Here is a 26,781-nt window from a genome sequence, read left to right as displayed (position 1 = left end):
CCATATGGCGTGAAGTCTGGTTGCAATACCTTAAGTCGCTCGAATACACTGAATTGCGGTGTCAATGAATTGTACCTGAGTGTGTGATTACCCATGATCATCCGAATCCTCATGATCTTTTTGGTCACCATCCTTCCTTCTGTGGGAAAGGCCGAACTTAGCTACAATTCGGGAGAGGGGGACGATGGTCTGAGGTTTGTTGTTATTGAGGGTACCTTCACACCCAGTGATGACCTGTCCGAATTCGAGAAAGTCATTCGTTCTTTCAATCCTAATGTGATCGGCTTTGACAGCGACGGCGGGAACATTTTCAAGGCGATGGAACTTGGTCGGATCATCAGATCAAACGGTTTGGCCACGATACAACTCCGTCAGCTTGAATGCGCTTCTGCCTGCGCCCTGGCATTCATGGGAGGCCGATCTCGATATGCTGAACCGGGTTCCATCGGGGTGCACAAGTCTTCGTTCTCGCCAACAACTCCTTTCAACAAGGAGGAGGCTGTTTCTGCTGTTCAGGACGTCACTGCGGACATCATTGGGTACATGGTAGAGATGGGAGTGAACCCTGCACTCTTGCAACTCGCATTCAAGACAGAAGCGAATGACATTCGATATCTCTCTGGGCAGGAGATGGCTAATTTTGGAGTTACTTTGTCTGAGGGTGCCACTGACACGGCGGCAATCTCCAAGCCTTCAAGCGAAGCAAAGCCGTATGTAGCATCACGACCTTCCGTTTCGACAAGTCCGAAGCAAATTGAGCCGAGCAGAGCTACCATTCCCGTTGCTCGTTCTGGACGTGTCCGACACCCTAAGGGTTCAGTTTTAATGAAGGCGTCACCTAACGGGAAAGCTCATAGTTTACGTCGCTTCACAAATGGCGTTTCTGTGCAAATCACAGGTGAGGAAGACCGCTGGTATCGTGTGACTGTTGCGGGCGTAACTGGGTATATGCACCATACGTGGATACGAGTTGATCAATTCGATGCCACGCCTGGCGAACTTAGGCTCATTCAAGTCAAGAGTTTCGACAACATCGACGAAGCGGTTAGCTACGCAATGGCCAGAGATCTCCCTTTGGCGGTCTACCTTGCGACCAACGGATGGTATGCGGTGACGATCGCTAAGCCGTTGGATAAAGAGCAAGCCCTCTATTTCACCAAGGGGTTGAAAAAAGAGGGTGCCATCCCGAGCGATAGTTTTGTGACTATGGGCAATACCTATGTGATGAAAATATGTTGCGGGACAGGTTCGTCATACGGAGAAGCCTCAAGTGCGGCTGGATACGGCAAGTAGATATCAGGTCACCTTTGAAGCAGGCTGTTGCCGCTCCTAAAGTCCACTCGCACATTTATCGACAGACGTCGTTGGCCTCATTGAGCGTGCCCAACATGTTTTAAATAGGCTGCCTGTGTGCTGGTATACCCCTGACCTGATCGACGTGCTCAAGCCCTTCTTATGGATTTGACAACAAGAAACGGATAGTTCGGCTCGGCCCGATCATGACACCTGTCGCTCGGACCCTGGCTCAGGCCGGGGCCAATGACAGACAGGAGAAAACGTCATGGAACTCGAAAACAAGTCGATCATCATCACCGGGGCAAGCAGCGGGATCGGGGCTGCTGCAGCGACCCTTTTTGCGGCCGAAGGAGCGAATGTCATCCTCGGTGCCAGGCGTTCCGCGGAACTTGAGGCTGTTGTGTCCAAAATCCGTGAAGCCGGCGGCAGGGCCGTTTTCCTGGAGGGCGACGTCAAGGACGAAGGTTATGCCGCGGCACTGGTCGACCTCGCCCTGAAGGAGTTCGGGCAACTGGACGGTGCCTTCAACAATGCAGGCATTGTCGGGGCCATGGAGCCGGTCCCGGACATGGGTATCGGCAACTGGAACGAGGTCCTGACTGTCAACCTGACGGCGGCGTTTCTGGCTGCAAAAGCGCAGATACCGGTCATGAAGAAAACCGGCGGTGGCTCGATCGTCTTCACATCGTCATTTGTTGGTTTCAGCAACGCGGGCATGCCTGGCATGGGCGCTTATGCGGCTTCCAAGGCCGGTCTCAACGGCTTGGTGCAATCACTTGCCTCAGACCACGCCGCGGAGGGTATTCGGGCTCATGCCTTGATGCCGGGTGGCACAATTACACCGGCCGGTGGCGAAGGTAATCCGGACATCTTGGCGTTCATTGCAGGTTTGCACCCCATGAAACGCATGGCCGACGCAAGGGAGATCGCACAGGCAGCGCTTTTCCTGCTGTCCGACCGCGCAAGTTTCATGACGGGCAGCCCGACGATTGTCGATGGCGGCATGTCCATTCGGCTGACCTGACCGGACGCTTTGCCACAAGGCGGAGCGCCGCCTTGTGGCAAATCCCGGACCGCCTGTTTCAGGCAACAGCGCCTTTTCAACAGACTTGAACAGAGCCTCCGCTCCGTCCCTTGCCTTGAAATTCAAATATGCCAGCAGCTCGGAAAACGGGTCGCTGAAGATCCCGATTTGAAGGTAAGGACCGGAGTGCACGGTCGTGAAGCCGGTGACAGGATTGGCGAAGTTGACGACAACAATTTCGGGAAGACGCACCAATGGAAGCCTTGAACGACAATCAGACCAAGCTGCCTCTGGCAGAGGACCCTCGATGGGCGCGCATAGCAGCCCGTGACAAGACCGCAGACGGCCAGTTCTGGTATTCGGTGTCGACAACCGGGGTCTATTGTCGCCCGTCGTGCCCTTCGCGCCTGGCCAATCCGAAAAACGTACAGCTTCACACCACGCTCGAAAGCGCCCGGGCGACCGGTTTCAGGGCGTGCAAGCGCTGCAAGCCGGAAGGCTTGCCTGCCAGTGCCGAGAATGCAGCGATTGTCGCAAAGGCCTGCCGCATCATTGAAGGCAGCGAAGAAGAGCCGTCACTGGATGATCTTGCTCGCTCCGTCGGTCGTAGCCCCAGCTACTTTCACCGGGTGTTCAAGGCGGCGACCGGGCTTACGCCAAAAGACTATGCGTCAGCGCATCGGGCCAACAAGGTCCGTGATGGACTTGGTTCCGGCATAACGGTGACCGAGGCAATCTATGACGCAGGCTTCAATTCCAGCGGACGGTTCTATGAAAAATCCACCGGGATGCTGGGTATGACACCCACGCAATACCGTGCCGGCGGAGCCGACGAGGAGATCAGGTTCGCGGTTGGCCAGACGACGCTTGGTGCCATTCTGGTCGCGTCCAGCAAGAAAGGCGTTGTGTCGATTCTTCTCGGAAGTGACCCGGGGGATTTGGTCCGGGATCTGCAGGACCGGTTTCCCAAGGCAACACTGCTTGGGGCGGATCGCGACTATGAAGGTCTGGTGGCCCGGGTGGTGGGCTTCGTCGAATGTCCAAAGATCGGTCTGGACCTGCCTTTGGATGTCCGCGGAACCGTCTTTCAACAACGGGTATGGCAAGCTCTTCAGGAAATCCCTGCCGGAGAAACGGTCTCCTATGCCGAGGTTGCCCGGCGTATCAAGGCACCCAAGGCATCACGGGCTGTTGCCCGGGCTTGCGCTGCCAACAAGCTCGCAGTGGCAATCCCCTGCCACCGCGTGGTTCGAACCAGCGGTGCACTTTCCGGCTACGCATGGGGTGTGGAGCGCAAGCGCGATCTCATCGAGAGGGAGAAACGGGCATGAGAAAGCTTACCGCCAACGAGGATCGTTCGGATGCTTTGGCGACCTCTTTAGAGGCTCGGGTTGCCGGTTATGATTGGGCTGCTATCCACGAAGAGCTGAACGGTTTCGGCTGTGCCACGCTACCTCAGCTCTTGTCGCCCGGGGAATGTCGTGCCCTTTCGTCGCTTTATACCGATGAAGAACATTTCCGAAGCCATGTCGTCATGGCGCGGCACGGCTTCGGCAAGGGGGAATACCGTTATTTCAAATATCCGCTGCCGGATATTCTGGGTGGATTGCGGACCGCCCTTTATCCCCGCTTCGCCGGTCTTGCCAACACGTGGAACGAAACCATGGGCTTCGATCAACGATTTCCGGCTACTCACGACGCGTATCTGGAGCAATGCCACAAGGCGGGCCAGGTCCGGCCGACCCCTTTGTTGCTGCAGTATGGCGCAGGCGACTTCAACTGCCTTCACCAGGATCTGTACGGCGATCTGGTGTTTCCGATTCAGGTCGCGATTCTGCTATCGGAGCCGGGCAAGGATTTCTCGGGTGGCGAATTCTGCATGACCGAACAGCGCCCGCGCATGCAGAGCCGCGTTGAGGTTGTCGGCCTGCGCCAGGGGGATGCCGTGGCCTTTGCCGTTCACAACCGGCCTGTCCAGGGAACGAGAGGTAGTTACCGCGTGAGCCTGCGCCACGGTGTGAGCCGCGTGCGCTCCGGCACGAGACACACCGCAGGGATCATCTTCCACGACGCGAAATAGACACCTGCTCCGTGCTTGGCGAGCCGTCTTGAAGTTTGATGGTACCTCGCAGCAGGTTGATAGCTGCCGAAGTGCGATCATGTCTTCCTGAAAGACTTGATGAGCAGGACAATGGCGCTGCAGCCGAGAAGGACGCCGGCGATGAAACACATCAATGGAGCCAGCAGGCCAAAGTCCGCCTTGAGTGCCTCGTAGTTCTGGTTGCCGTACTTGAAGAGGGCGGACGTCATCCAGAGGAACAATATTGCTGTGATCAGGCGGCCGTAGTTCATCCGTGCCCTATCGGTGTTTTGAATGGGAACGGAGTAACCCTTTTTCCGTTAAAGGTAAGTGTCGTTTCCCGGATAAAGTGTAGGCTGGGCTACAGGCAGAAGATGCCAGGGGCTCTGATACGGTGAACGGATGGTCGGTTGGTTCTCCCAAGAAATCAGGTCTTTCTGACGGTTCACGGCTCGGGGGCCGTTGTGTGTCATGCGGGACTCTGTCTGAATGAGAGCACCTGATCTCTAAGGAGCATGCAATGTCCTATCACGATGCCCCCGGCCTTGGCCGCCGTCTGGTCCGTTTGCCCGGCCAGTTGCTTCTGGCGCTCGTGAATGCGACGGCGCTGCTTGTCATTGCAGCCTGCGTGCTGTCGCTCCTTGTGTTGAACAGGGTCGATACAGCGGGCGAACGTATCGCCGGCAATGTGACAGAAGCCGCGCTCGCCCGGTTGCAGGTCTCTCCGGGCGAATTCAAGTCCCGGATCGAAGCGCTCGACGGCAAGATCACCACGCTTGCTGCGCAACTCTCTGATCCCGACCTCCGGGATCATTGGGAAGTGGCGCAGCAACTGAAGGAACTCAATCGGAACCTTGCCGACATCAGGCTGGCGGCAGTTGGTCTGAGCGCAGCCGGACCGGAAATCACCGACACCGCTTTCGAACAGGCCGGCGACATGCTGACCGGTGCGCTCTACACCTTGCGGGGGTGCGAGACGGCGGTAGAGGACAGCGAGCCTTCGAGCTGAGCATGTTTCTTTTCGCCTAGGCCTGAAACACATCCGCCCATTCGGGGTGCTTGCGCCGCTGCGCATTCACATAAGGACACAGCGGCACGATCTTCACCTGCTTGCGACGGGCGTCATCAACAAGCCTTTCCACCAGTGCCTTGCCAACCCCCATGCCACGCATGCTGTCCGGCACACCGGTGTGATCGGCAATGATCAAGTGTTCGTTGACAATGGAGAAGGTTAGTTCGGCCGGCTCGGTGATCCCGCCTACCTTCGCCACATAGCGGCCTTTGCTGCCATCCTGTTCCAGGGTGATGTCGGGGGAAGTTGTCTCTACCATTGTCGGTCTCCTGAAGTGGATGAAAGCAATTGCTCTGATTCTGTGTTCAATCTGTCTGTTCGTTTCCAGGGAAGTACATGGGGATGGGGCGGGAACAATCCCGCCCCAATTCGTGTCAGGCTGCCAGGTCGAACAGCAGGAATTCGGCATTCTCACTGGCTGTCAGCGAGATTGCGCCTGTCTGAAGCAGACCGAGACCGTCGCCTGCGGAAAGCGGCTGGTCGTTGACGCTGATCTTGCCTTTCACCAGCTGCAGCCAGACCTTCCTGCCAGGGCGGATGTCGAAGGCCAGGCTGCGATCCGCGGACAGAAGCGACGCGTAGAGATCGACATCCTGATGAATGGTAACGGATCCGTCCCGCCCGTCGCGCGATCCGATCAGGCGCAGCGCATCGCGGCGGCCGTCTTCCGGAAAGGCCTTCTGCTCGTAGCTTGGCGAGATTCCGTCAGCTTCCGGAACGATCCAGATCTGCAGGAAGTGGACCGGATCCGTGTCCGAGTGATTGTACTCACTGTGGCGGACACCGGTGCCGGCGCTCATGCGCTGCAGTTCTCCCGGCCAGATGACTGAGCCCGTACCGAGCGAATCCTTGTGTTCCAGACCACCGGAAACGACATAGGAGATGATCTCCATGTTCTGGTGCGGGTGGGTCGGGAAGCCGGCGCTGGGGGCGACACGGTCTTCGTTAATCACCCGCAGGGCACCGAAACCGATGTGGTTCGGGTCAAAATAGGACCCGAAGGAGAACGTGTGCTTGCTCTTCAACCAGCCGAAATCGGCATCGCCGCGAGCATCCGAAGGACGGAGTATCTGGTTCATGGTTCAATCCTTTCCCAATCTCTGGCACGGGAATGTCCGTGCGCTGTTGGACCTAAGATTGCCATTGGGAGATTGTTTTACAATTCTGCCAAATCTGGACAATTAGTCATCGATTTTTGAACAATCCCTATTGAACAGCCTTGGGAGCTTCGGTCCGGGTCCGGTTTCGTTCCGCGATCTGTTTCGATACGCCGCCGTTCACTGTTGTGGGCTTTCCGGAAGGATCGAAAGCGGATTTGAATGTGAAGGCCGCGGGCGTGGGGCCCGCGTCGCCCAGGCGTTCGAAGCGGTCGATCGCTTCCATCCAGTCCGGTTGGTGGCCTTCCGGCACCCACCACAGGGCATAGGCGGGGTAGGCATGGTCTTCCCGCATGAAGTCCGGGCCCTTTTTCAGGATCTCGGCGTGCGGCCCTCGGTAGACGGCGGCAAGCGCTGATTCCAGGTCTTGCCAAAGCGAGATGGTGGAGGGTGCCCAGCCGTCGCCATTGTCCTGCCAGTACCTGGGAAAAACCTGCTCGCCCCAGCTGTCCGGTCCCGGTTCGTCTTCGTAGCCGGACCGGGCGACGAAACCCTCGGCTCGCTCCATCGCAGCCCACACAAGCGGCTCGGCCTGGTGAAAGGGTTCCACAACCGGGTGGTCCGCCCGCGTACGAAATTGGCCGAATGTATAGAGCGCAAGCCAGTGACCGTTCATGCTTCCTCGCCGCTGAATGACACCCGGCAGAGACTGGCTGCAATTCACCCGTGTCGCAAGAGGTTGCAAGCGTCGCAAAACAGATAGTCCACGCATGCGGCTGGAAAAATTCGCGCAGCTGGTCTAAGCGCTGGAAGAAGACTTTGGTGGCCGGCATGAGCGCGGCACCGGCAACGAGGATAATCGCGTGGAAGATCTCAGCCTTTTCTCCCTTGGCCTTCTGGCTGTTGCGCTGCTGGCAACCGGGCTTGTGGCCGGGATCATTGCAGGCCTGCTCGGCGTCGGTGGCGGCATCGTCATCGTGCCGGTGCTCTATTACATGTTCACCGCCCTGAAGATCGACCCGTCGGTTCTGATGCATGTGGCCGTGGGAACGTCGCTCGCAACCATTCTGGCGACCGGCACGTCTTCGGCGCGCGCCCACTACAATCGTGGCAGCGTCGACATGGATCTCCTGAAACGCTGGTGGTGGGCGATCGCTCTTGGCGTCATCGCCGGGGGAACGCTCGCGGGGAACATTTCGGGTGGCGCACTGACGCTGGTCTTCGGGATTGTCGCTCTGGCCGTGTCGGCCAACATGATGTTCCGCAAGGATGGCTCCCATCTGGCCGACAAGCTTCCCGGATCTCCGATCAAGGAAACACTGGGTTTCCTGATTGGCGGGATCTCGGTGATGATGGGCATTGGCGGTGGAACGCTCGGCGTTCCGACATTGACCCTTTTCAATTATCCGATCCGCAAGGCGGTTGGCACCGCGGCGGCCATCGGCCTCATCATTGCCGTTCCGGGCACCCTGCTGTCGATCTTCTTCGGTTGGGGCGAGGAGGGGCGCCCGCCGTTCTCGCTCGGGTATGTCAACCTGATCGGCTTCTTCCTGATTATTCCGGCCAGCACCCTTGCTGCACCCTGGGGCGCGAAGATCGCCCATGCCATCGATCCGTCGAAGCTGAAGCTCGTGTTCGCGCTGTTCCTCGGTTTTACCGGCCTGCGCATGATCTACGGCGTCGTGTTCTGACCGGTGTCCTGGTCCCGGCTACAGGATCGCTGATGGGTAAATCAAAAGGTTTCATTGGTTCTGAGGCGATTTATCAGCAATACTGACCTTTCTTTGCGGGGGCTGCCCGCCGCCTGACACTCTTGGACAGACATGTTGAACAAAAATGTGACCCTCAGCCTGCAAGGCTGCGTGCGGGGCGCCACGATGTGCATTCCGGTTTCCCCGGGCATCATCGCGCTTGGACTGGTCTTCGGAACGGTCGCCGCGCAAAAGGGGCTGACCTTCCTCGAAACGATCATGATCAACTCGCTGGTCTTCGCCGGCGCCAGCCAGTTTGTCGCGATGGAAGTCTACAGCGATCCGCTCAATTATGCTCTCGTCGTGGCGATGATCGGGGTTACCGCTGCCGTCAACATGCGCATGCTGCTGATCGGTGCAAGCCTGCGGCCCTGGCTTGGCCAGGTGCCGGCCTGGCAGACCTATCCTTCCCTGTTTCTGCTGACGGACCTCAACTGGTTGCTGGCCTTGTCGGAATACGACAAGGGCACGCGCGACTGGGGGATCTATCTCGGCAGCGGTCTTTTCACCTGGTCGGTCTGGTCGCTTTCCGTCGTTCCGGGCTATTTCGCAGGCAGTCTCGTGTCGGACCCGAAGGTTTATGGCCTCGATGTGGTTCTGCCGGCTTTCTTCGCTGCACTGCTCGTGCCGCTCTGGAAGGGCAAGCGCCAGACAGTCAGCTGGCTGTTCGCCGGCGGTATCGCCGCGCTGACCTGGTATCTGGTCGGTGGCTACTGGAGCATTTTCACCGGTGCCATCGCCGGTGCTTTCGCGGGGGCCTATCTCGATGACTGAGGGAGCATTCACCGCCGACCCGATCTTCGTCCTGGCCGTGCTTGGCATGACGGCGGTCACTTATGCCCTGAGGGCGGGTGGATACTGGGTCATGGGCCGGCTGCCCATCACGCCGCGGGTGCGGCGGGGGCTGGAGGCCTTGCCGGGCGCGATCATCGTTTCCACCATTCTGCCCATCGTGTTGAAGGGCGGGCTGGCCGTGGCGCTGTGCCTTGTCGTTGCTGCAGCGGCGCAGGTGACCCTGCGCAAGGAATATGTCGCCGTCTTCTGTGCAGCCGGAGCCGCGGCAGCCCTCAGGGCTGCCGGACTGTAGGCTACTAGCGGTTCAGGATTTTCCGAACCTGTCCGGCGGTTTCGTCGACATTGCTGCCCGCGTCGATTTCCACCCAGTTCATCTGGCCGAGGTCGTAGCCAAGCTGGGTATCGACAACGTCAGCGTTTGCGTCCGAGGCATCGTCCCCGCGCGCGGAGACCCGGGCTTTCAGGATGTTTGCCGGCGCAGTCAGCCACAGGCCGCAGAAACCGCATTCAACATTATTCGCGATGGCCTCGATACGGTCCCGTTCGCTCTCGGCGGCAAAAACGGCATCGAAGATTGCCGAGTGACCCGCTGCGAGGACGGTCTGAATGGTGTCGTCCAGCGCGTGGTAGACCTTCTGGGAAGCCTCCAGCGTATAGGCTTCCGCCGGCGCCTTTTCCGTTTCTTCAATGCCCAGCAGGCGCTTTCGCATCACGTCCGTGCGTAGCACGCGCGCGCCGGGTGCCCGGCCGATGCCGGGGGCAATTTCGTAGGCAAGCGTGGTCTTGCCGGTGCCGGAAAGGCCGCCGATGGCAACCAGTTGTGGGCGTGAGGGATCCAGAAAGTCCACTGCGTGGCGGAAATAGGCCTGGGCCTGGTCGCGCTCACGTTGTTTCTGGTTCGGGTCCGACTGGTTGAGAGCGGAGCTGGCCGCGATCTTGGAGCGGATCGCCGCGCGCATCATCAGGTAGAAGGGCAGGGCTGCCAGGCCCTCCGAATGCGTGTCCAGGCGGCTCTTGTCCATGTAGCGGTTGAACACCCGGTTGGCCGCACGCTGTTGACCCCGGTCCCACAGGTCCATCAGCAGGAAGGCGAGATCGTAAAGAACGTCGCCGGTAGCAATCGCATCTGAAAATTCAACCGCATCGAACAGGACCGGGGTGTCATCAACCATGACGATGTTGCGAAGGTGGGCGTCTCCGTGGCAACGACGGACAAGGCCCTGTTCGCCCCGGCGCAGGATCAACTCGTGCAGAGCCGACAAGACAGTGCGGGAAGTCTCGGTCAGATGCCGGACCGCCTCGGCTTCGAACAGATCGGGGTGCTCGCGAAAGGCGGCGTCGTTCTGCTCCACATAGCTTGCAAGCTCCGCGTAGAAGCCGTTGCCCTGCCGCAGTGGCGCGACGTCATGAGCAGTCACCATCATGTCCGCCAGCCTGTCCGTCAGAGTGTCCGGAAGCGGGCTGGTTCCAGCGACGGAGTCCAGTTCGTGCTGTCGCTCGAACCGGTTCATTTCAACTGCCCATTCGATGGGCTCTCCAGTGCCGCCAAGATCCAACGTGCCATCTGCCTCCCGCGTCACAGGCAAGGCCTGCCGGTAGATCTGAGGTGCGTTCGGCTGGTTGTAGGTTATTTCCGCCTTGCAGGCTTCTTCGCGCAAGGGCAACGTCGAATAATCGAGAAAGGGAAACTTGACCGACCGTTTGACCTTGTAGGCCTTGCTGCCCACCAGAAAGACGATATTGGCATGGGTGTCGATCCGCTTCACCTCGGGCCGCGCCGGATCGTCGGACGGAAGGCTGCCGAGGAACTCGAGCGCCTGGTTCTGGGTTTCGGCCTGATCCATCTTCCGTCCCTTTTGCTGACACGTGGCAATACATGCCTCACATGCAAACGACCCGGTTTGATCCTTCTCAATGTGAGGTGCCCCGGATGTGGCACAAATAAACCGGATTGTCAGTAAAGGAGGGCCCCATGAGCGACTATCCGGCTTTGAAAAAGATCAGGTTGAACCTGGCCAGAACCAAGGATTTCCCGCAAGGTTCGGCGAACCACGGTTATGAATTCACCGCTCCGCTTGACGAAACCGGCCATATCGACGCCGGTCTTTGGAAGAAGCAGCGCGACCATTGCCGTGTGCGGCGATTCTGGGGCGCCGAGGAAGAGGAAGTCGGCCACCTCATCCACCGTCCGGGTGGCTCCTGGGCATTCCATTACGATATCGACGGCGAGGACGACGACGAGGCGGGCTACCGTTTCGGCGCTCATGCCTTCAACCCGGGTGAATACGTCTCCATCAAGGACGAGGATGGCGAGATGCACACCTTCCAGGTGGTGACGGTTCAGTCGATCTGAGATCAGCTTCCCATAACAAGACATAACAACGAATGGGGGCAGGGGTGCCGGGAAACCGGTGCCCCTTTTTGTTTGCAGCGCCGAAGCTTACCGGCAAGGCCTACCATGACATGAGGCCCATCCTTCGAGACAGCACTTCGCGCTTCCTCAGGATGAGGACTGTGTGTGGCACAATCAGGCGGCCTTACAACACATTAAACCTCATCCTGAAGAGCGCGTTTGTGCGCGTTTCGAAGGATGGGCTGCAAGTCCGTTGTCGGAGATATATTATTCTAAATCGGAATGACCCTATTGCCAATTAATCTGATTTTCTCCTCTAACAGGCGGGATTTTCATACGCTATAGAATGAACAGATCATCTTTCTCGTAAGGACCCGGAACATGGACCAGAAGACCGGCGGTGAATTGTTGGTGGAGGCGCTGGAGCGCCACGGGGCAGAGCGCGTGTTCTGTGTGCCCGGCGAAAGTTACCTTGCCGTGCTCGATGCGCTTTACGATGCGTCGATCCCGGTCACGGTCTGCCGCCAGGAAGGCGGGGCTGCAATGATGGCCGATGCCTGGGGCAAGCTCACCGGCAAGCCGGGCATCTGCATGGTGACCCGCGGTCCCGGGGCCACCAACGCTTCTGCCGGTGTCCACGTGGCGGCGCAGGATTCCACGCCGATGATCCTGTTCATCGGACAGATCGAGCGTGGCATGCGCGAGCGTGAAGCGTTCCAGGAAATCGACTACCGCCAAATGTTCGGTGGCATCGCCAAATGGGTTGCGGAGATCGATCACGCGGATCGCGTACCGGAATTCATTTCGCGCGCCTACCATGTTGCCACGTCCGGCCGTCCGGGACCGGTGGTTCTGGCGCTTCCGGAAGACATGCTGGTCGAAAAGGCGGATGCCCCGCAGCCGCCTGCGTGGACCCAGGTCGAAACGCATCCGGGCCTCACCCAGATGGCGGAACTGCAGAAGCGCCTTTGGGCGGCCGAGCGGCCGATCGCCATTCTGGGCGGCAGCCGCTGGTCGGAAGAGGCCGTCGCCGGCTTTACCCGCTTTGCCGAGCGTTTCGACCTGCCGGTTGCTTGCTCGTTCCGCCGCCAGATGCTGTTCGACAACCTGCATCCGAACTATGCCGGCGATGTCGGCATCGGCATCAATCCGAAGCTGCTGGCACGGGTGAAGTCCTCCGATCTGATCCTGCTTGTCGGTGGCCGTTTGTCGGAAATGCCGAGCCAGTCCTATTCGCTGCTCGAGATTCCCTCTCCCACACAGCAACTGGTGCATGTCCATCCGGACGCCGAGGAACTCGGCCGGGTCTACCGGCCGGCGCAGGCAATTCATGCCAGCCCGACTGCCTTCTGCAAGGCGGCCGAAGGCCTTCAGCCGCCGTCCGAACTGAAAGGCGCAGGCGAAGCGGCCAAGGCCCACCAGGATTATCTGGACTGGTCCGGTGCCCGGCCACAGGTTCCCGGCAACCTCCAGATGGCCGGTGTCATGGAATGGCTGGAAGCCAACCTGCCGGAAGATGCGGTCTGCACCAATGGGGCTGGCAACTACGCCACCTGGCTGCACCGCTTCCATCGATTCCGTCGCTACGCCACCCAGGCAGCGCCGACGAGCGGCTCCATGGGGTATGGCCTGCCGGCAGCCGTTTCCGCCAAGCTTGCCTTTCCGGAGCGCGAAGTCGTCTGTTTTGCAGGCGATGGCTGCCTGCAGATGACCATGCAGGAGTTTGGCACCGCCTGTCAGGACGGTGCCAACATCATCGTGCTTGTGATCGACAACGGCATGTACGGCACCATCCGCATGCATCAGGAACGCACCTATCCCGGCCGCCCGTCGGCAACCAAGCTGGTCAATCCGGATTTCGCAGCGCTTGCCCGCAGCTATGGTGCCTTCGGTGAGACGGTCGAAACGACAGACGCTTTCGGTCCTGCATACGAACGTGCCCGTGCCGCCGGCACACCCGCAATCCTGCATCTGAAGCTGGACCCGGAAGCCATCACCCCGGCCGCCAGCCTCAGCCAGATCCGCGCGGCGGCACAGGGAAAGTAAAAGCCCAGCCTTGAACGAAAAAAGCACGCCCGTTACCCGGGCGTGCTTTTTCATTTATGGGGGCTTTCGATGCCTACCTCAGCACCTGCGGCAGCCACAGGGTGATGATCGGAAAACAGACCAGCAGGATTACGCGCAGGATCTCGGCACAGAAGAACGGCGCAACGCCCTTGAAAGTCTCGATCATCGGCGTTTCCCGATCGAGCGAGGAGATGACGAAGACATTCATGCCGACCGGTGGCGTGATCAGGCCGAGTTCGACCACGATCAGGGCGAGTACGCCGAACCAGATCTTCAGGTCTTCCGTGCTCATGCCGAAGCCTGCCCCTTCCGCTCCCTGGTAGATGCCACCGTTGATCTCGACCAGAACCGGCCAGAAGAACGGGATCACCAGCAGGATCATCGACAGGCTGTCCATCAGGCAGCCGAGCAGGATGAGCGCGATCAGCAGCAGGATCAGCACCGTCATCGGTTCGAGCCCGGAATTGGCGATCCAGGAAGCGGTTTCCTGAGGCAGGCCAACGCGGGACATGAAGATCTTGAGGAGTTCCGCTCCAAGGATGATCAGATAGATCATGCCTGAAGTGGACGCGGTTTCCTTGAGCGCCTGAATGAAGTCGTGGCCGGACAACTTGCGCTGCAACAGCCCGAACAGCAGGACCAGAAAAACGCCGACGGCAGCTGCCGGTGTCGGGTTGAAGAACCCGAAGTAGATGCCGCCGATGACCAGCCCGAAGATGATCAGCACCGGGATCATGCCGGCAGTCGCCTCCAGGAATTCCTTGCGGTCGGCAACACCTCCCTTGGGCCCGGCTTCCGGCTTGATGGTGACATAGAGGGCGATGGTCAGAAGGAAGAGAACCACTGCCAGCAGGCCTGGCAGGAACGCCGCCATGAACATGGTGACGATGTTTGCTTCCACGATGATGGCATAGATGATCAGGACGACCGAGGGCGGGATCAGGATGCCAAGCACGCCGCCCGCGGCGAGCGTTCCCGTCGCCAGCGCACCGGAATAATTGTAGCGCTTGAGTTCCGGCAGGGCGACCTTGCCCATGGTGGAGGCGGTTGCAAGCGACGAGCCACAGACCGCACCGAACCCGGCGCAGCCGGCGATGGCCGCCATGGCGGTGCCGCCACGCAGCCAGCCGAGCCAGGCATTCGCCCCCCGGAACAAAGCCTGGCTCAGGCCGGTCTTCGAGGCGATCGCCCCCATCAGGACGAACATCGGCACGACGGAAAGGTCGTAGATGGAGAACTGGCCGTAGGCGAGGGTCTTCAGCTGGCTGAGGACGAGGGCGGGGCCGTTCAGCATCATGGTGCCGACACCGCCTACAAGGATCATCGCATAGGCAATGGGCATGCGGATCGCGATCAGGGCGATCAGCACCACGAGAGCGCCAAGCCCGAGGACAAGTGCGTCCGTCATTCTAGTGGTGTCCTCTCGACAGCGCGGTCATGTCCTGCAGCAGCGTGACCAGCGCGGCCAGTGCCAGCAGCGCAAGCGATATCAGGATCGGCACGAAGGCCATCCAGTGCGGGATCTGCAGGATGGTGGTTATGTAGTCGTAGTCCTTCTGGTCCAGCATGCCGTAATACATGCGCCAGATCAGCAGCAGCGCGAACACAAGGGCAACCAGTGACCCGAGCAGGGTGAAGAAGGCAATCACCCGTCTGGACGCGCCGGCGGTGAAGATGTCTGCCGAGACGTTTGCACCGACCAACTGGCAATAGGGCAGGAACGCGAAGACCGCGATGGCCACGCCCATTTCGGTTAGCTCGAAATCGCCCGGAAAAGGTGTGCCGAAAACCGAGCCGATGATCGACAGCATGTTGACAGCGACGACCAGCAACAGCACGCCGCCACCAAGGAGGGCCCAGAGCGTTATCAGGCGGCTGGCAGCCCCGGTGAACCCGGAGCTGCTGGCTTTGAGAGTGTTCGACATCAGTTGGCCGAGTGGCTGGCCACCGCTGCGCGGGCCTTTTCAACCAGCGCGGCACCGTCGATACCCTTTGCGGAGACTTCCTCGACCCAGCGGTCGGCAACGGGAGCCAGCGCCTGACGGAAAGCTTCGGTTTCTTCCTCGGTCAAGGTGATGTGCGTGTTGCCCGCCTTGGTGGCCAGACCGATCCCGAAATCATCCGATGCAGCCCAGATTTCGCCAACCTTCACGATCCACCCGGGACCGGAGGCATCACGAAAGGCCTTTTGAATGTCTTCCGGCAGACCATTCCAGCGTTCCTGGTTCATGGAAACCTGGAAGGTGGTGGTGCCGAAACGCTCCTTGTCGACGCCTTCGATCTGGTACTCGGTCTGCTCCTGGATCTTCAGCGGCGGAATGATTTCCCACGGAATGAAAGCGCCGTCGATAACACCCTTCTGCAGCGCAGGCGGCAGTTCCGGAACCGGCATGGCGACCGGCGAAGCGCCGAGTGCTTCGATCACCCAGGCACCGGTACGGGTCGGGATGCGGATCTTCTTGCCGGCGAGGTCTGCCGGGGAGTGAACTTCCGTGTCGCGCATGTGAATGGCCTGGCCGGCGTGCACATGCAGGAACATTACTTCAACGCCCTTGTACTCGTCCTTCAGGTCCGTTTCGTACAGATCCATCAGCGCCTGGTTTGTGGCCGCCGGATCGTTGGTGTGAATGCCCGGAAGTTCGAACACCTCGGTGCGCGGGAAGAGGCCAGGCGTATAGCCGTTCACGGTCCAGACCAGATCGACCACGCCGTCACGCACCTGGTTGATCAGTTCGGGCGGACGGCCGCCAAGCGTCATGGCCGGATAGATTTCGATATGGACCTTGCCACCGGAATTTTCTTCCACCTGCTTGGCCCACGGCACCAGCATCTGTGTGTGCGCAGGGGCTTTCTCGCCCAGGAAGTGGTGCAGCTTGAATTCGTAATCGGCCGCGGCTGCGGACGATGCGCCGGCGGCGATCATGGCAGCGGCCAGAAACGCGTTCTTGAGAATGCTCATGTTGTCTCCTCCCATCGGAAGCTCTTGTCGACTCCCGGTCTGTAACTTGCTGGCCAACCTTCAATGTGTGCGATCGTGGAACGCCCTTCAACGAAGTCGGAAGACCTTTCGGGCGCACCTCTTGCAGATTTGCAGCCAGCAGGGAACGTAGCTCCGCGATCATCTTCACTAATTAGTTTGGTAATGTAAAATGAGATAATAGCCATTATACTTTCCAATTTTGGAAAGAAAATTCCTTGTTCCCATTGCCGTTTTTTATCGTCTAGGGTGCGCGTCAAAGCAGATGCGAAGGCGGCGGTTCGCGGAGGGGCTCCTCTCCCGCAAGAGCCTGAATTGCCTCGCAATTTCTGCATTCTGCATCCAAAAGGAACATGGGAGGACGGCATGGCCGACAGGATGGACAGCACCACGATTACCGCGGGTGGAGCGGTGTTCGGCAAGTTGAAGGCGCTCGGTGTCGACTATGTCTTCGCAAATTCCGGCACAGATTTTCCACCGATCATCGAGGGACTGATCGAGGCAACGCAGAACGGGCTCGACCTTCCGGTGCCGATCACGGTGCCGCACGAACATGTTGCCGTCGGTATGGCGCACGGCTTTTACCAGATCTCCGGCAGGATCCAGTCCGTCATGCTGCACACCAACGTGGGGCTCTCCAACGGCATTACCGGCGCCATCAACGCCTGGTGCGATCAGATCCCCGTACTGATGATGTCCGGTCGCACGCCGGTGATGGAAGCCGGCCGCTTTGGCGCGCGCACGGTGCCGATCGGCTGGGGACAGGAAATGTTCGACCAGACCGCGCTGATCCGCGAAGTCACCAAATGGGACTACGAGTTGCGTTTTCCCGAGCAGATCGCGGATCTCTTCGACCGGGGCTGGGCGATTGCCAATTCCACGCCCAAGGGCCCCGTCTATCTCAGCCTGCCGCGTGAAGTTCTGTGCGAGCAAACTCCGCCGGACGGCCTTGATACCCCGTCGAAACAGGCACCGGTCATCGCAGCGCCGGATCCCTCGTCCCTGAAACGGGCAGCAGACCTGCTGGCGCAGGCCAAAAGCCCGCTGATCATCAGTCAGCGAGGAGCCGGATCGGAAGAGGCCTTTGCGGCCCTCGGACGGTTCCTGACGGACTGGGCCCTGCCGCTGTCGCATTATTGGGCAAACCAGCTTTCCGTGCCCCTGTCGCATCCGATGCAGGTCGGTGCGTCGCCGGAAGCCCTGCTTGCCGAGGCGGACGTGGTGCTGGTGATGAATTCTCTGGCACCCTGGTGGCCGGACAAGGTCGCCCTTCGCGATGATGTCACCGTGATCCAGCTCGGGCCGGATCCCCTGTTCACCCGCACGCCTATCCGCAACTTCCAGGCGGATGTGACCCTGGCAGGAGAAACCGCGCAAACGCTGCTGGCGCTGATTGCCGAAATGCAGAGCCGTCCGCGTGACGAAGCCGTTTTGAACGCCCGCAGACATCGTATTGCCGAACTGTCGTCCGCCAATCGTGCGGAGGTTGTCGCCCGGGCCAAGCGCGGCAATGCCGGCCCGATGAGCAAGGACTGGGTCAGTCTTTGCCTTGGCCGCGCCATCAAGGGGCGGAAGGCCACAATCTTCCATGAGCTTGGTTGTCCGCTCGAGCCGCTCGACCTGGAGCAGCCGAACAGCTACTTCCAGGAACCGCATTCCGGGGGGCTAGGATGGGGTCTCGCAGCGGCGCTTGGCGCACAGCTTGCCGACCGCGACCGGCTGGTCTTCGCAACCATCGGCGACGGCAGCTACATGTTCGCCAACCCGACGGCCTGCCACATGGTTGCCGAGGCGCATGAGTTGCCGGTGATCACGCTTGTGTTGAACAACGAGGAGTGGGGCGCGGTGCGTCACTCGGTGGTGGGCACTTACAAGGATGGTCTTGCCAGCAAGGCCAACGATGTGCCGCTGACGTCCCTTCGGCCAAGCCCGGATTTTACCAGAACCGCGGAAGCCAGCCGCGCCTACACCGAAACGGTGACGGAAGGCGACGCGCTGCCGGTAGCGCTGGAACGTGCCATCAAGGTGGCGACGGAGGAAAAGCGGCAAGTTCTGCTCAACATCGCCATCGCGCGGGCTTGAGGCACGGGTTCAATTGATCGGAAGAATAAGAAAATCAAGGGACGATTATCTTGTTTTTCCGAAAGGAGCTCTTCGGACATGCCCCGTGGTCCGGCCTCGAAAGGCAGGTCATAGTTCCCGGCAACTGGTTTTGTTGAAGAAGAAGGTTGGCCGTGTCCCAGTCCATGCCCCCAAGATCCTATTACGCGCCGACCGGCGGTCATCCCGGTCAGGAAACACTCCTGACAGACCGGGCTGTCTTTACCGATGCCTATGCGGTCATCCCGAAAGGCACCATGCGTGACATCGTCACCAGCTATCTGCCGTTCTGGGACAAGACCCGCCTGTGGGTGCTGTCGCGCCCATTGTCAGGTTTTGCCGAAACCTTCTCTCAATACATCGTTGAGGTGTCGCCGGGTGGCGGCTCTGACCGGCCGGAGACAGACCCTTCCGCCGAAGGCGTGCTGTTCGTTGTCGAAGGCGAAGCTGTTCTGACAGCCGACGGACAGCGATACGACCTGAGGCCCGGAAGCTACGCCTTCGTGCCGCCGCAAACCGACTGGAGCCTGAAGAACACAGGCAGTGAACCGGTGCGGTTCCACTGGGTTCGCAAGGCGTTCGAGCCTGTTGAGGGCCTGGAGCGACCGACACTTTTCGTCACCCACGAAAACGACATCGAACCGCGGGCAATGCCCGGCACAGACGGTAAATGGGCGACGACCCGCTTCGTCGATCCGGAAGACGTGCGCCACGACATGCACGTCAACATCGTCACCTTCCAGCCGGGTGCCGTCATCCCGTTTGCGGAAACCCATGTGATGGAGCACGGGCTTTATGTCCTGGAAGGCAAGGCGGTCTATCGCCTCAACCAGGACTGGGTCGAGGTGGAAGCCGGCGACTACATGTGGCTACGCGCCTTCTGCCCGCAGGCCTGCTATGCCGGTGGCCCGGGCCCGTTCCGCTACCTCCTTTACAAGGACGTCAACCGCCACATGAAGCTGCAGGCGGCAGGTCGTTTCGAGGCCGGTGCCCGGCAGAGCTTCCGCAGCGCCGCGGAGTAAAGAGAAAAGCCCCTTCCTCCTTGCACCCTCATCCTTCGAGACGGACCTGACGGTCCTCCTCAGGACGAGGGAGAGGGTGGGATTGGCCGCTTCAGGGTGTGGGTGTAACGAACTCCTCTGGATCGGGTCGGGAGTGAAGCAAGCGTCCTTATTCCACGGTCTTCGTTTGCGGCGGAGCGATTTCGCCGCCGAGGGCGGCGGTCAGTGCAGCGGCCGCCGCCTTCACTGCTTCTGCGAAAGGCCCGATCCTGTCCGGGCTGACCCGGCTGGTCGGGCCCGAGACGGACAGACCGGCGACAGCTTCGCCATAGTGATTGAACACGGGTGCCGCGATGCAGCGCATTCCGAGGTTCTTTTCTTCCCCGTCGATCGAGAACCCGCGTGCACGGATCGCTTCCAGGTCCGCGGCCAGCAGGCCCGCGTCACACAATGTGTGCTCGGTGAAGCGTTCCCGGTCGGGCTGCTTCAGGATACGCTTGCATTGATCCTCGTCCATGAAAGCCAGAAGCGCCTTGCCGATGCCGGAGGCATGCAGCGGTGACAAGGTGCCGGGCGGGAAAAAGGCGCGAATGCTTTCGTGGGTTTCGACCTGGCTGACAAACAGCACCTGGTCCGCCTGTGCCACACCAAGATTGGCCGTTTCCCCTGTCTGCTCCATCAGGGAGCGCAGGACAGGACGCGCCCGTTCCACCAGACTGGTACGCCTTAAAAATCGAGCGCCGATGATGAAGGCGCCCGGACCTATGTGCCAGAGCTGCTGCGCCTGGTCGAATTCCACCAGGCCACGTGTCTCCAGCGTGAACAGGATGCGATAGAGCGTTGCCGTGGATTCTCCAAGCTGATCCGACAGGGCTGAAAGAGAGACGCCGGACTGGGTGCTCAGATGCTCGAACACCGCCATCGCCCGGTCGAGCGACTTGATGGTGTTCTGTTCGGTCTTGTCGTCCCAGGCACGTGGTCGCCCACGGGCGCGTCTGGTGGCGGAACTATCGGATTTGAGATCTGTCATCAGCTCATTTTTCGAATTTTGAAAAATCAATTCACCATATGAAAAATATAACATACTGACAAGATTGGCAATTTATACAAAATCTATTTTTGAAAAAATATTTTAAAAAAATTGCGGAGCTCCGCCCCTGCACGGTACCGTTTCTCAAAATCCATAAGAGGAAACGGCCATGAGCTTCCAAAATCCTGTTTTCATTCCCGGCCCCACCAACATGCCGGAAGCGCTCCGCAGAGCGTGCGACATGCCGACCCTGGACCATCGCTCGCCGCTGTTCGGTGAGATCCTGCAGCCCGCGCTTGCAGGCGTCAAAAAGGTGCTGAAGACGGAAACCGCTGAGGTGTTCCTGTTTCCGTCGACCGGAACCGGCGGTTGGGAAACCGCGATCACCAACTGCTTGAGCCCCGGCGACAAGATCCTGGCTGCCCGCAACGGCATGTTCAGTCATCGCTGGATCGACATGTGCCAGCGCCACGGCCTGAAGGTTGAGGTTGTCGAGGCAGCCTGGGGCACCGGGCTGCCGGCAGACCGCTATGAGGAAATACTCGCCGCGGACACAAACCACGAGATCAAGGCGGTGCTGGCAACCCACAACGAAACCGCGACCGGCGTCAAATCCGACATTGCCGCGGTACGCCGCGCGCTGAATGCCGCGAAGCACCCGGCGCTGCTCTTTGTCGATGGCGTCAGCTCGATTGCCTCGATGGATTTCCGCATGGATGATTGGGGTGTCGATGCCGCGGTCACGGGCTCCCAGAAAGGCTTCATGTTGCCACCGGGGCTCGCCATCATCGCCCTGTCGCCAAAGGCACAGGCCGCCGTTGAAAGCGCACGGTTGCCGCGCACCTTCTTCGATGTTCGCGACATGATGAAAGCCTACGCCAACAACGCCTATCCCTATACGCCGGCCGTCGGCCTGATGAACGGGTTGAAGCAGAGCTGCGACATGCTGCTGGCAGAGGGCCTCGACAATGTCTTTGCCCGCCACCACCGCATTGCAGAAGGCGTGCGCGCCGCGGTCCGGGCCTGGGGCCTGGAGCTTTGCGCGCAGACACCGGACGTCTATTCGGATTCGGTCAGCGCGATCCGCACGCCCGAGGGCTTCCACGCCACCGGCATCGTTACCCACGCCGCCGCGAAATACGGCGTCGCCTTCGGTGTCGGCCTCGGAGAGGTCGCAGGCAAGGTGTTCCGTATCGGCCACCTGGGCAGCCTGACCGACGTCATGATGCTGTCGGGGCTGGCGACTGCCGAAATGGTCATGGCCGATCTCGGCCTCGACATCCAACTGGGCTCCGGTGTTGCGGCCGCCCAGGAAGTCTATCGCAGTGACAGCGCCATTGCCTCGAAGGAAGCCGCATGAAAACCGACGCCCTGACCCAGTACATCCCGACTCTCGAGGACATGCTCGTCGCGCATGAGCGCATCAAGCCGCATATCCACCGGACGCCGGTTCTGACCTCCTCGTTCCTGAACGAGCTGACCGGTGCGGAACTGTTCTTCAAATGCGAGAACTTCCAGAAGGCAGGTGCCTTCAAGGTGCGCGGTGCATCCAACGCCGTCTTCGGTCTGGACGAGGAAACCGCCAAGGCCGGTGTGGCGACCCATTCCTCCGGCAACCACGCGCTCAGCCTGTCCTATGCGGCAGGTCGGCGGGGCATTCCGTGCCACGTGGTCATGCCGAGAACGGCGCCACAGGCCAAGAAGGATGCCGTTCGTGGGTACGGCGGCATCATCACCGAGTGTGAACCGTCCACCTCCAGCCGCGAAGCGGTCTTTGCCGAGGTCGAGGCCCGGACCGGAGCGGAATTCGTTCATCCCTACAATGACCCGCGTGTCATCGCCGGTCAGGGCACCTGTTCCAAGGAATTGATGGAGCAGACAGATGGTCTTGATGCGGTTGTCGCACCGATCGGCGGTGGCGGCATGGTCTCAGGCACCTGCCTGACCCTGTCGAACCTGGCGCCCGAAGTGAAGATCTTTGCTGCCGAACCGGAGCAGGCGGATGATGCAGCCCGCAGTTTCAGGGCGGGCCACATCATTGCCGACGATGCGCCGGAAACTGTTGCCGACGGGCTGAAGGTGCCGCTCAAGGAGCTGACCTGGCACTTCGTCTCGAACCACGTCACCGACATCCTGACCGCGTCGGAACAGGAAATCGTCGACGCCATGCGCCTGATCTGGGCGCGGATGAAGATCGTCATGGAACCATCTTCCGCCGTGCCGCTGGCAACCATCCTGAAGAACAGGGACGTCTTTGCCGGCAAACGTGTCGGCATCATCATCACCGGCGGCAATGTCGATCTCGGCAAGCTGCCCTGGAGCATCCTGCGTTCCGAGGACCGCAGCTAAGATGCTCCATCGCTCTAAAAACGATCAACTTTTCAGCCTTCGGATGAATTCCGAAAGCTGGTTGATCTGGAATGCCTGAGCCATTTGGAGAAGAAAAATGAACGCACAAACCGGATTTGAAAAGCTCGAAGTCGGCTACGACATTCCCGCCCTGCCCGGCATGGACGAGGCCGATATCCAGACGCCTTGCCTGGTGCTCGATCTCGATGCACTGGAGCGCAACATCAAGAAGATGGGCGACTATGCCAAGGCCCACGGCATGCGTCACCGGGTGCATGGCAAGATGCACAAGTCGGTCGATGTCGCAAAGCTGCAGGAACGGCTCGGCGGTGCTGTCGGGGTCTGCTGCCAGAAGGTTTCGGAAGCCGAGGTCTTTGCCCGTGGCGGTATCAAGGACATCCTGGTGTCGAACCAGGTTCGCGACAAGGCCAAGATCGATCGTCTGGCCCGGCTGCCAAAATTTGGCTGCCGCACCATCGTCTGCGTCGATGATCTCGCCAATGTTGCCGATCTGTCTGAAGCCGCTGCCAAACACGGCACCACGCTGGAAGTGTTCATCGAGATCGATTGCGGTGCCGGTCGCTGCGGCGTTACCACGAGCGAGGCGGTTGTCGAAATTGCCAAGGCTGTGGACGCGGCAAGGAACCTGAAGTTCAGCGGCATCCAGGCCTACCAGGGCGCCATGCAGCACATCGACAGCTATGAAGCCCGCAAGGACAAGCTCGACATTGCCATTGCCATGGTCAAGGACGCCGTCGAGGCGTTGAAGAAGGAAGGCCTGGAGCCGGAACTCGTTTCTGGTGGCGGCACGGGCTCCTACTATTTTGAGTCCAATTCTGGCGTCTACAACGAGCTGCAATGCGGTTCCTATGCCTTCATGGATGCAGACTACGGCCGCATTCTCGATAAGGACGGCAAGCGCATCGACCAGGGGGAATGGGAAAACGCCTTCTTCATCCTGACCCAGGTGATGAGCCACGCGAAAGCCGACAAGGCGATCTGTGACGCGGGCCTCAAGGCCCAGTCCGTCGACAGCGGTCTGCCGTTCATCTACGGCCGCAACGATGTCGAATATATCAAGTGCTCGGACGAGCACGGGGTCATTGCCGACCCGAAGGGTGTTCTGCAGGTGGGCGAGAAGCTGAAGCTGGTGCCCGGCCACTGCGACCCGACCGCCAACGTCCACGACTGGTATGTCGGCGTGCGGGGCGGCAAGGTCGAGACGGTCTGGCCGGTCTCGGCCCGCGGCAAGGCTTACTGAAGTTACGACTTAAGGCCTCCCCTTCGTCATCCCGGCCAAGCGCAGCGCGAGCCGGGACCGGAGAGCCACCTGGTCTTCGGGTTTAACCCGATACGCCCCGGCTCACCGATCCCGGATCTCCGCTACGCTGCGTCCGGGATGACGATGGAGGGTTTGGCATTAAGTGCGCAAACGAACACCAACACCTCATCCTGAGGAGGGCAGACAAGCCCGTCTCGAAGGATGGGCCAAACACTCCGAGCGAGCCGCCTATCCTTCGAGACGGCGCTTCGCACCTCCTCAGGATGAGGTCGGGGGAAGACGATGTTTTGCTGGAGACACACATGATCATCGTTCCTGAAAAGGAAATCGCCGGCCTGATCGGCCGCCAGGAATCCTTTGACGCTGTCGAAAGCGTCTTTGCCGCCATGGCGGGCGGGGCGGCCTATAATTTTCCGGTTATTCGCGAGGCAATCGGCCATGCCGATGCGCTTTATGGGTTCAAGTCGGGCTTTGACCGGTCCTCGCTCGCGCTCGGCCTGAAATCCGGCGGATACTGGCCGGGCAACATGGCAAAGGGCCTGACCAACCACCAGTCGACCGTGTTCCTGTTCGATGCCGATACCGGCAAGGCGAAGGCCGTCGTCGGCGGCAACCTGCTGACCGCCCTCAGAACAGCGGCAGCATCTGCGGTTTCCATCAAGCATCTGGCACGCAAGGACGCGAAGGTGCTTGGCATGATCGGAGCCGGCCACCAGTCCGCGTTCCAGATGCGGGCCGCCGCCGAACAGCGCGACTTCGAAAAGGTGCTTGGCTGGAACCTTCATCCGGAGATGCTGGTGCGTCTGGAGGAAACCGCGAACGAACTCGGTCTGCCTTACGAATCCGTCGATCTGGCCAGGCTGGGTGCGGAAGCCGACGTGATCATCTCGATCACCTCCAGCTTCGATCCGATCCTGATGGAAGAGCATGTTTCGCCGGGCACGCATATCGCGTGCATGGGTACCGATACCAAGGGCAAACAGGAAGTCGATGTTGCGCTTGTTGCCAAGGCAAAGCTCTTCACGGATGAAGTCGCTCAGTCGGCGACGATCGGTGAATGCCAGCATGCGGTGGCCAGCGGAATTGTCTCTGAGGACAATATAATTGAGATCGGCGCGGTCATTAATGGTAATCATCCAGGCAGGACGTCGCAGAGCGATATCACCCTCTTCGACGGTACCGGCGTCGGTCTTCAGGATCTTGCCGTGGCATCCGCCGCGGTCGATCTGGCAATCCAGAAGGGCGTCGCGATCGAAGTGGATTTCTAGACGGACCGTGGAAAATGCGGATTGTGATCAACGGGTTCGGCCGGATCGGCCGGACCCTCTTGCGTCAAGTGCTGAAGCTTCCGGAAACGGAACGCATCGAGGTGGTGCGGATCAACGATATCGCACCGCTTGAGACCTGTGCCTATCTCTTCAAGTATGACAGCGTCTTCGGCCCGTGGCCGGGCGAAGTAACAGCGGGCGAAGGCACCTTGACGGTAGACGGACGCGAGATCGTCTTCTCCGCTGAACCCGACTTGTCTCTCCTTGATCTTTCCCAGGTGGATGTGGTGCTGGAATGCACCGGCAAGGCCGACACGCGCGAGATTGCGGAACGTGGCCTGAAAGCCGGCGCTGCCAACGTGTTGATTTCAGGCCCCTCCGGGGCAGCCGACATCACCCTGGTGCTTGGCGCGAACGAAGACCAGCTAGGCCATCACCGCATCGTCTCGAACGGCTCCTGCACCACCAACGCGCTTGCCCCTCTGCTACGCGGTCTTGATGATGCTATCGGCATCAAGAGCGGGCACATGACCACCATCCACTGCTACACCGGCAGTCAGCCGATGGTGGACGCCCCGAGGGGGCCGCTGGAGCGCAGTCGTGCCGGCGGCGTCTCCATGGTGCCCACCACCACCAGCGCCACCAAGCTTGTCGGCAAGGTTCTGCCGCAGCTTGAGGGCAAAATCAGCGGCGCTGCGGTCCGGGTGCCAGCGATCAGCGTTTCCGCGGTCGACCTGACCGTGACGCTCGCGCAGCCCGTGAAGGCCCCCTTCAACACCAGGCTGCTCGAGATCTTTTCCGGCAATCCTGTGATCGGCTTCGTACGGGACCGGGTGGTTTCGACGGACATGCGTGCCCGACCGGAATCCCTGGTCATCCATCTGCCTGAAACGCTTGAGGCCAATGACTACCAGGTGCGCATCTTCGGCTGGTACGACAACGAATGGGGCTTTTCTGCCCGGATGATCGACATGGCACGGCTGATGGCGGGACGGTAGGGACACAATTTCTCCTCCCCCGTCATTCCGGACAAGTGCAGCTTGGCTGCACGCAGATCCGGAACCCAGCGCGTCAGCGTGAGCAAAGCGAAGACTTCTCAAAAATAGAGACGCGCCTTCAGCGCGAAATATGCATGGAGTCCGGATCTGCGTCCGGCTGCAACACCCTTGTCCGGAATGACGGAGGGGGGCAACTGCTGAAACGCCTGAAATTCTTCCCTGCAGCCCCCCTCCATCGTCA

26 protein-coding genes are annotated in these 26,781 nt (G+C 60.1%); 17 read left to right on the top strand and 9 right to left on the bottom strand.

The annotated features are described in order from the left end of the window. The first annotated feature begins 93 nt into the window (after positions 1–93). From B0E33_RS07125 to B0E33_RS07110, 4 genes are all read left to right on the top strand, one after another. Positions 94–1,293, top strand: a complete 1,200-nt coding sequence (locus B0E33_RS07125; protein ID WP_077290800.1) for a COG3904 family protein — start codon at positions 94–96, stop codon at positions 1,291–1,293. Between the two features lie 268 nt (positions 1,294–1,561). Next, positions 1,562–2,320, top strand: a complete 759-nt coding sequence (locus B0E33_RS07120; protein ID WP_077290799.1) for an SDR family oxidoreductase — start codon at positions 1,562–1,564, stop codon at positions 2,318–2,320. A 254-nt stretch (positions 2,321–2,574) separates the two neighbouring features. Then, positions 2,575–3,651 (top strand): bifunctional DNA-binding transcriptional regulator/O6-methylguanine-DNA methyltransferase Ada, encoded by a 1,077-nt coding sequence (ada, locus tag B0E33_RS07115; protein WP_077290798.1) that lies wholly within the window; start codon positions 2,575–2,577, stop codon positions 3,649–3,651. Continuing rightward, positions 3,648–4,400, top strand: a complete 753-nt coding sequence (locus tag B0E33_RS07110) for a 2OG-Fe(II) oxygenase (protein WP_077290797.1) — start codon at positions 3,648–3,650, stop codon at positions 4,398–4,400. Before ada ends, B0E33_RS07110 begins: the two co-directional genes overlap by 4 nt. Before the next feature lie 77 nt (positions 4,401–4,477). Here B0E33_RS07110 and B0E33_RS07105 read toward each other — a convergent pair whose 3' ends face one another. Further along, the gene (locus tag B0E33_RS07105) at positions 4,478–4,672 is read right to left on the bottom strand and encodes a hypothetical protein (RefSeq protein WP_023002166.1); all 195 of its coding nucleotides are present in this window, start codon (positions 4,670–4,672) and stop codon (positions 4,478–4,480) included. 248 nt (positions 4,673–4,920) lie between these two features. On the opposite strand from B0E33_RS07105, the gene B0E33_RS07100 reads away from it, so the two are divergent. Then, positions 4,921–5,409: a hypothetical protein gene (locus tag B0E33_RS07100; RefSeq protein ID WP_077290796.1), complete on the top strand. Its 489-nt coding sequence runs from the start codon at positions 4,921–4,923 to the stop codon at positions 5,407–5,409. A gap of 16 nt (positions 5,410–5,425) precedes the next feature. Here the strand turns inward: B0E33_RS07100 and B0E33_RS07095 are convergent, their stop codons facing one another. The 3 genes from B0E33_RS07095 to B0E33_RS07085 all read right to left on the bottom strand — a co-directional run bounded on the left by B0E33_RS07095 (position 5,426) and on the right by B0E33_RS07085 (position 7,245). Continuing rightward, positions 5,426–5,731 (bottom strand): GNAT family N-acetyltransferase, encoded by a 306-nt coding sequence (locus tag B0E33_RS07095; protein WP_023002164.1) that lies wholly within the window; start codon positions 5,729–5,731, stop codon positions 5,426–5,428. A gap of 115 nt (positions 5,732–5,846) precedes the next feature. After that, positions 5,847–6,551, bottom strand: coding sequence for a pirin family protein (locus tag B0E33_RS07090; RefSeq protein WP_077290795.1), 705 nt, complete (start codon positions 6,549–6,551; stop codon positions 5,847–5,849). 127 nt (positions 6,552–6,678) lie between these two features. After that, positions 6,679–7,245: a DUF3291 domain-containing protein gene (locus B0E33_RS07085; protein WP_167579501.1), complete on the bottom strand. Its 567-nt coding sequence runs from the start codon at positions 7,243–7,245 to the stop codon at positions 6,679–6,681. A 187-nt stretch (positions 7,246–7,432) separates the two neighbouring features. On the opposite strand from B0E33_RS07085, the gene B0E33_RS07080 reads away from it, so the two are divergent. From B0E33_RS07080 to B0E33_RS07070, 3 genes are all read left to right on the top strand, one after another. Then, the gene (locus B0E33_RS07080; RefSeq protein ID WP_023002161.1) at positions 7,433–8,260 is read left to right on the top strand and encodes a sulfite exporter TauE/SafE family protein; all 828 of its coding nucleotides are present in this window, start codon (positions 7,433–7,435) and stop codon (positions 8,258–8,260) included. Positions 8,261–8,392: 132 nt separating this feature from the next. Continuing rightward, positions 8,393–9,094: an AzlC family ABC transporter permease gene (locus B0E33_RS07075; RefSeq protein ID WP_023002160.1), complete on the top strand. Its 702-nt coding sequence runs from the start codon at positions 8,393–8,395 to the stop codon at positions 9,092–9,094. After that, entirely contained in the window at positions 9,087–9,407 is a 321-nt protein-coding gene (locus B0E33_RS07070) for an AzlD family protein (RefSeq protein ID WP_023002159.1), read from the top strand. The genes B0E33_RS07075 and B0E33_RS07070 overlap by 8 nt, the downstream gene beginning before the upstream one ends. A 4-nt stretch (positions 9,408–9,411) precedes the next feature. On the opposite strand, the gene B0E33_RS07065 is transcribed toward B0E33_RS07070, so the two are convergent. Further along, positions 9,412–10,959, bottom strand: coding sequence for a bifunctional aminoglycoside phosphotransferase/ATP-binding protein (locus tag B0E33_RS07065; RefSeq protein ID WP_077290793.1), 1,548 nt, complete (start codon positions 10,957–10,959; stop codon positions 9,412–9,414). A gap of 128 nt (positions 10,960–11,087) precedes the next feature. On the opposite strand from B0E33_RS07065, the gene B0E33_RS07060 reads away from it, so the two are divergent. Continuing rightward, positions 11,088–11,468, top strand: a complete 381-nt coding sequence (locus B0E33_RS07060; protein ID WP_055657628.1) for a hypothetical protein — start codon at positions 11,088–11,090, stop codon at positions 11,466–11,468. 381 nt (positions 11,469–11,849) lie between these two features. Continuing rightward, complete coding sequence (locus B0E33_RS07055; RefSeq protein WP_077290792.1) at positions 11,850–13,514, top strand: thiamine pyrophosphate-binding protein; 1,665 nt, start codon at positions 11,850–11,852, stop codon at positions 13,512–13,514. A gap of 73 nt (positions 13,515–13,587) precedes the next feature. On the opposite strand, the gene B0E33_RS07050 is transcribed toward B0E33_RS07055, so the two are convergent. Genes B0E33_RS07050 through B0E33_RS07040 form a run of 3 tightly spaced genes read right to left on the bottom strand, consistent with a single transcriptional unit; the run spans position 13,588 to position 16,494 of the window. Further along, complete coding sequence (locus B0E33_RS07050) at positions 13,588–14,943, bottom strand: TRAP transporter large permease (protein WP_023002155.1); 1,356 nt, start codon at positions 14,941–14,943, stop codon at positions 13,588–13,590. Between the two features lies 1 nt (position 14,944). Further along, a complete protein-coding gene (locus tag B0E33_RS07045) occupies positions 14,945–15,460 on the bottom strand; it encodes a TRAP transporter small permease (protein ID WP_077290791.1) in 516 nt (171 codons plus the stop codon). Then, complete coding sequence (locus tag B0E33_RS07040; protein WP_077290790.1) at positions 15,460–16,494, bottom strand: TRAP transporter substrate-binding protein; 1,035 nt, start codon at positions 16,492–16,494, stop codon at positions 15,460–15,462. The genes B0E33_RS07045 and B0E33_RS07040 overlap by 1 nt, the downstream gene beginning before the upstream one ends. Before the next feature lie 384 nt (positions 16,495–16,878). On the opposite strand from B0E33_RS07040, the gene B0E33_RS07035 reads away from it, so the two are divergent. Both B0E33_RS07035 and B0E33_RS07030 read left to right on the top strand, forming a co-directional pair. Continuing rightward, positions 16,879–18,594: a thiamine pyrophosphate-requiring protein gene (locus B0E33_RS07035; RefSeq protein ID WP_206051412.1), complete on the top strand. Its 1,716-nt coding sequence runs from the start codon at positions 16,879–16,881 to the stop codon at positions 18,592–18,594. Positions 18,595–18,758: 164 nt separating this feature from the next. Next, positions 18,759–19,634 (top strand): bifunctional allantoicase/(S)-ureidoglycine aminohydrolase, encoded by an 876-nt coding sequence (locus tag B0E33_RS07030; protein WP_077293177.1) that lies wholly within the window; start codon positions 18,759–18,761, stop codon positions 19,632–19,634. Positions 19,635–19,782: 148 nt separating this feature from the next. Here the strand turns inward: B0E33_RS07030 and bhcR are convergent, their stop codons facing one another. Next, complete coding sequence (gene bhcR, locus B0E33_RS07025; protein ID WP_077293176.1) at positions 19,783–20,643, bottom strand: HTH-type transcriptional regulator BhcR; 861 nt, start codon at positions 20,641–20,643, stop codon at positions 19,783–19,785. Between the two features lie 169 nt (positions 20,644–20,812). Between bhcR and bhcA the strand changes: the two genes are divergently transcribed. From bhcA to B0E33_RS07000, 5 genes are all read left to right on the top strand, one after another. Beyond that, a complete protein-coding gene (gene bhcA, locus B0E33_RS07020; RefSeq protein ID WP_077290789.1) occupies positions 20,813–22,003 on the top strand; it encodes an L-aspartate--glyoxylate aminotransferase BhcA in 1,191 nt (396 codons plus the stop codon). Then, positions 22,000–22,992 (top strand): beta-hydroxyaspartate dehydratase BhcB, encoded by a 993-nt coding sequence (gene bhcB, locus B0E33_RS07015; protein WP_077290788.1) that lies wholly within the window; start codon positions 22,000–22,002, stop codon positions 22,990–22,992. The genes bhcA and bhcB overlap by 4 nt, the downstream gene beginning before the upstream one ends. Positions 22,993–23,089: 97 nt before the next feature. Further along, on the top strand, positions 23,090–24,253 hold the full coding sequence (gene bhcC, locus B0E33_RS07010) for a 3-hydroxy-D-aspartate aldolase BhcC (RefSeq protein WP_077290787.1): 1,164 nt from the start codon (positions 23,090–23,092) through the stop codon (positions 24,251–24,253). 323 nt (positions 24,254–24,576) lie between these two features. Next, positions 24,577–25,542 carry an iminosuccinate reductase BhcD gene (gene bhcD, locus B0E33_RS07005; protein WP_023002146.1) on the top strand — a complete coding sequence of 322 codons (966 nt, stop codon included), beginning with the start codon at positions 24,577–24,579 and terminating at the stop codon, positions 25,540–25,542. Positions 25,543–25,556: 14 nt separating this feature from the next. After that, the gene (locus B0E33_RS07000; RefSeq protein WP_077290786.1) at positions 25,557–26,540 is read left to right on the top strand and encodes a type I glyceraldehyde-3-phosphate dehydrogenase; all 984 of its coding nucleotides are present in this window, start codon (positions 25,557–25,559) and stop codon (positions 26,538–26,540) included. Positions 26,541–26,781: the final 241 nt, after the last annotated feature.

This window comes from Roseibium algicola (assembly GCF_001999245.1).
GTDB lineage: Bacteria > Pseudomonadota > Alphaproteobacteria > Rhizobiales > Stappiaceae > Roseibium > Roseibium algicola.
This window is presented reverse-complemented; position numbering and strand designations above follow the sequence as displayed.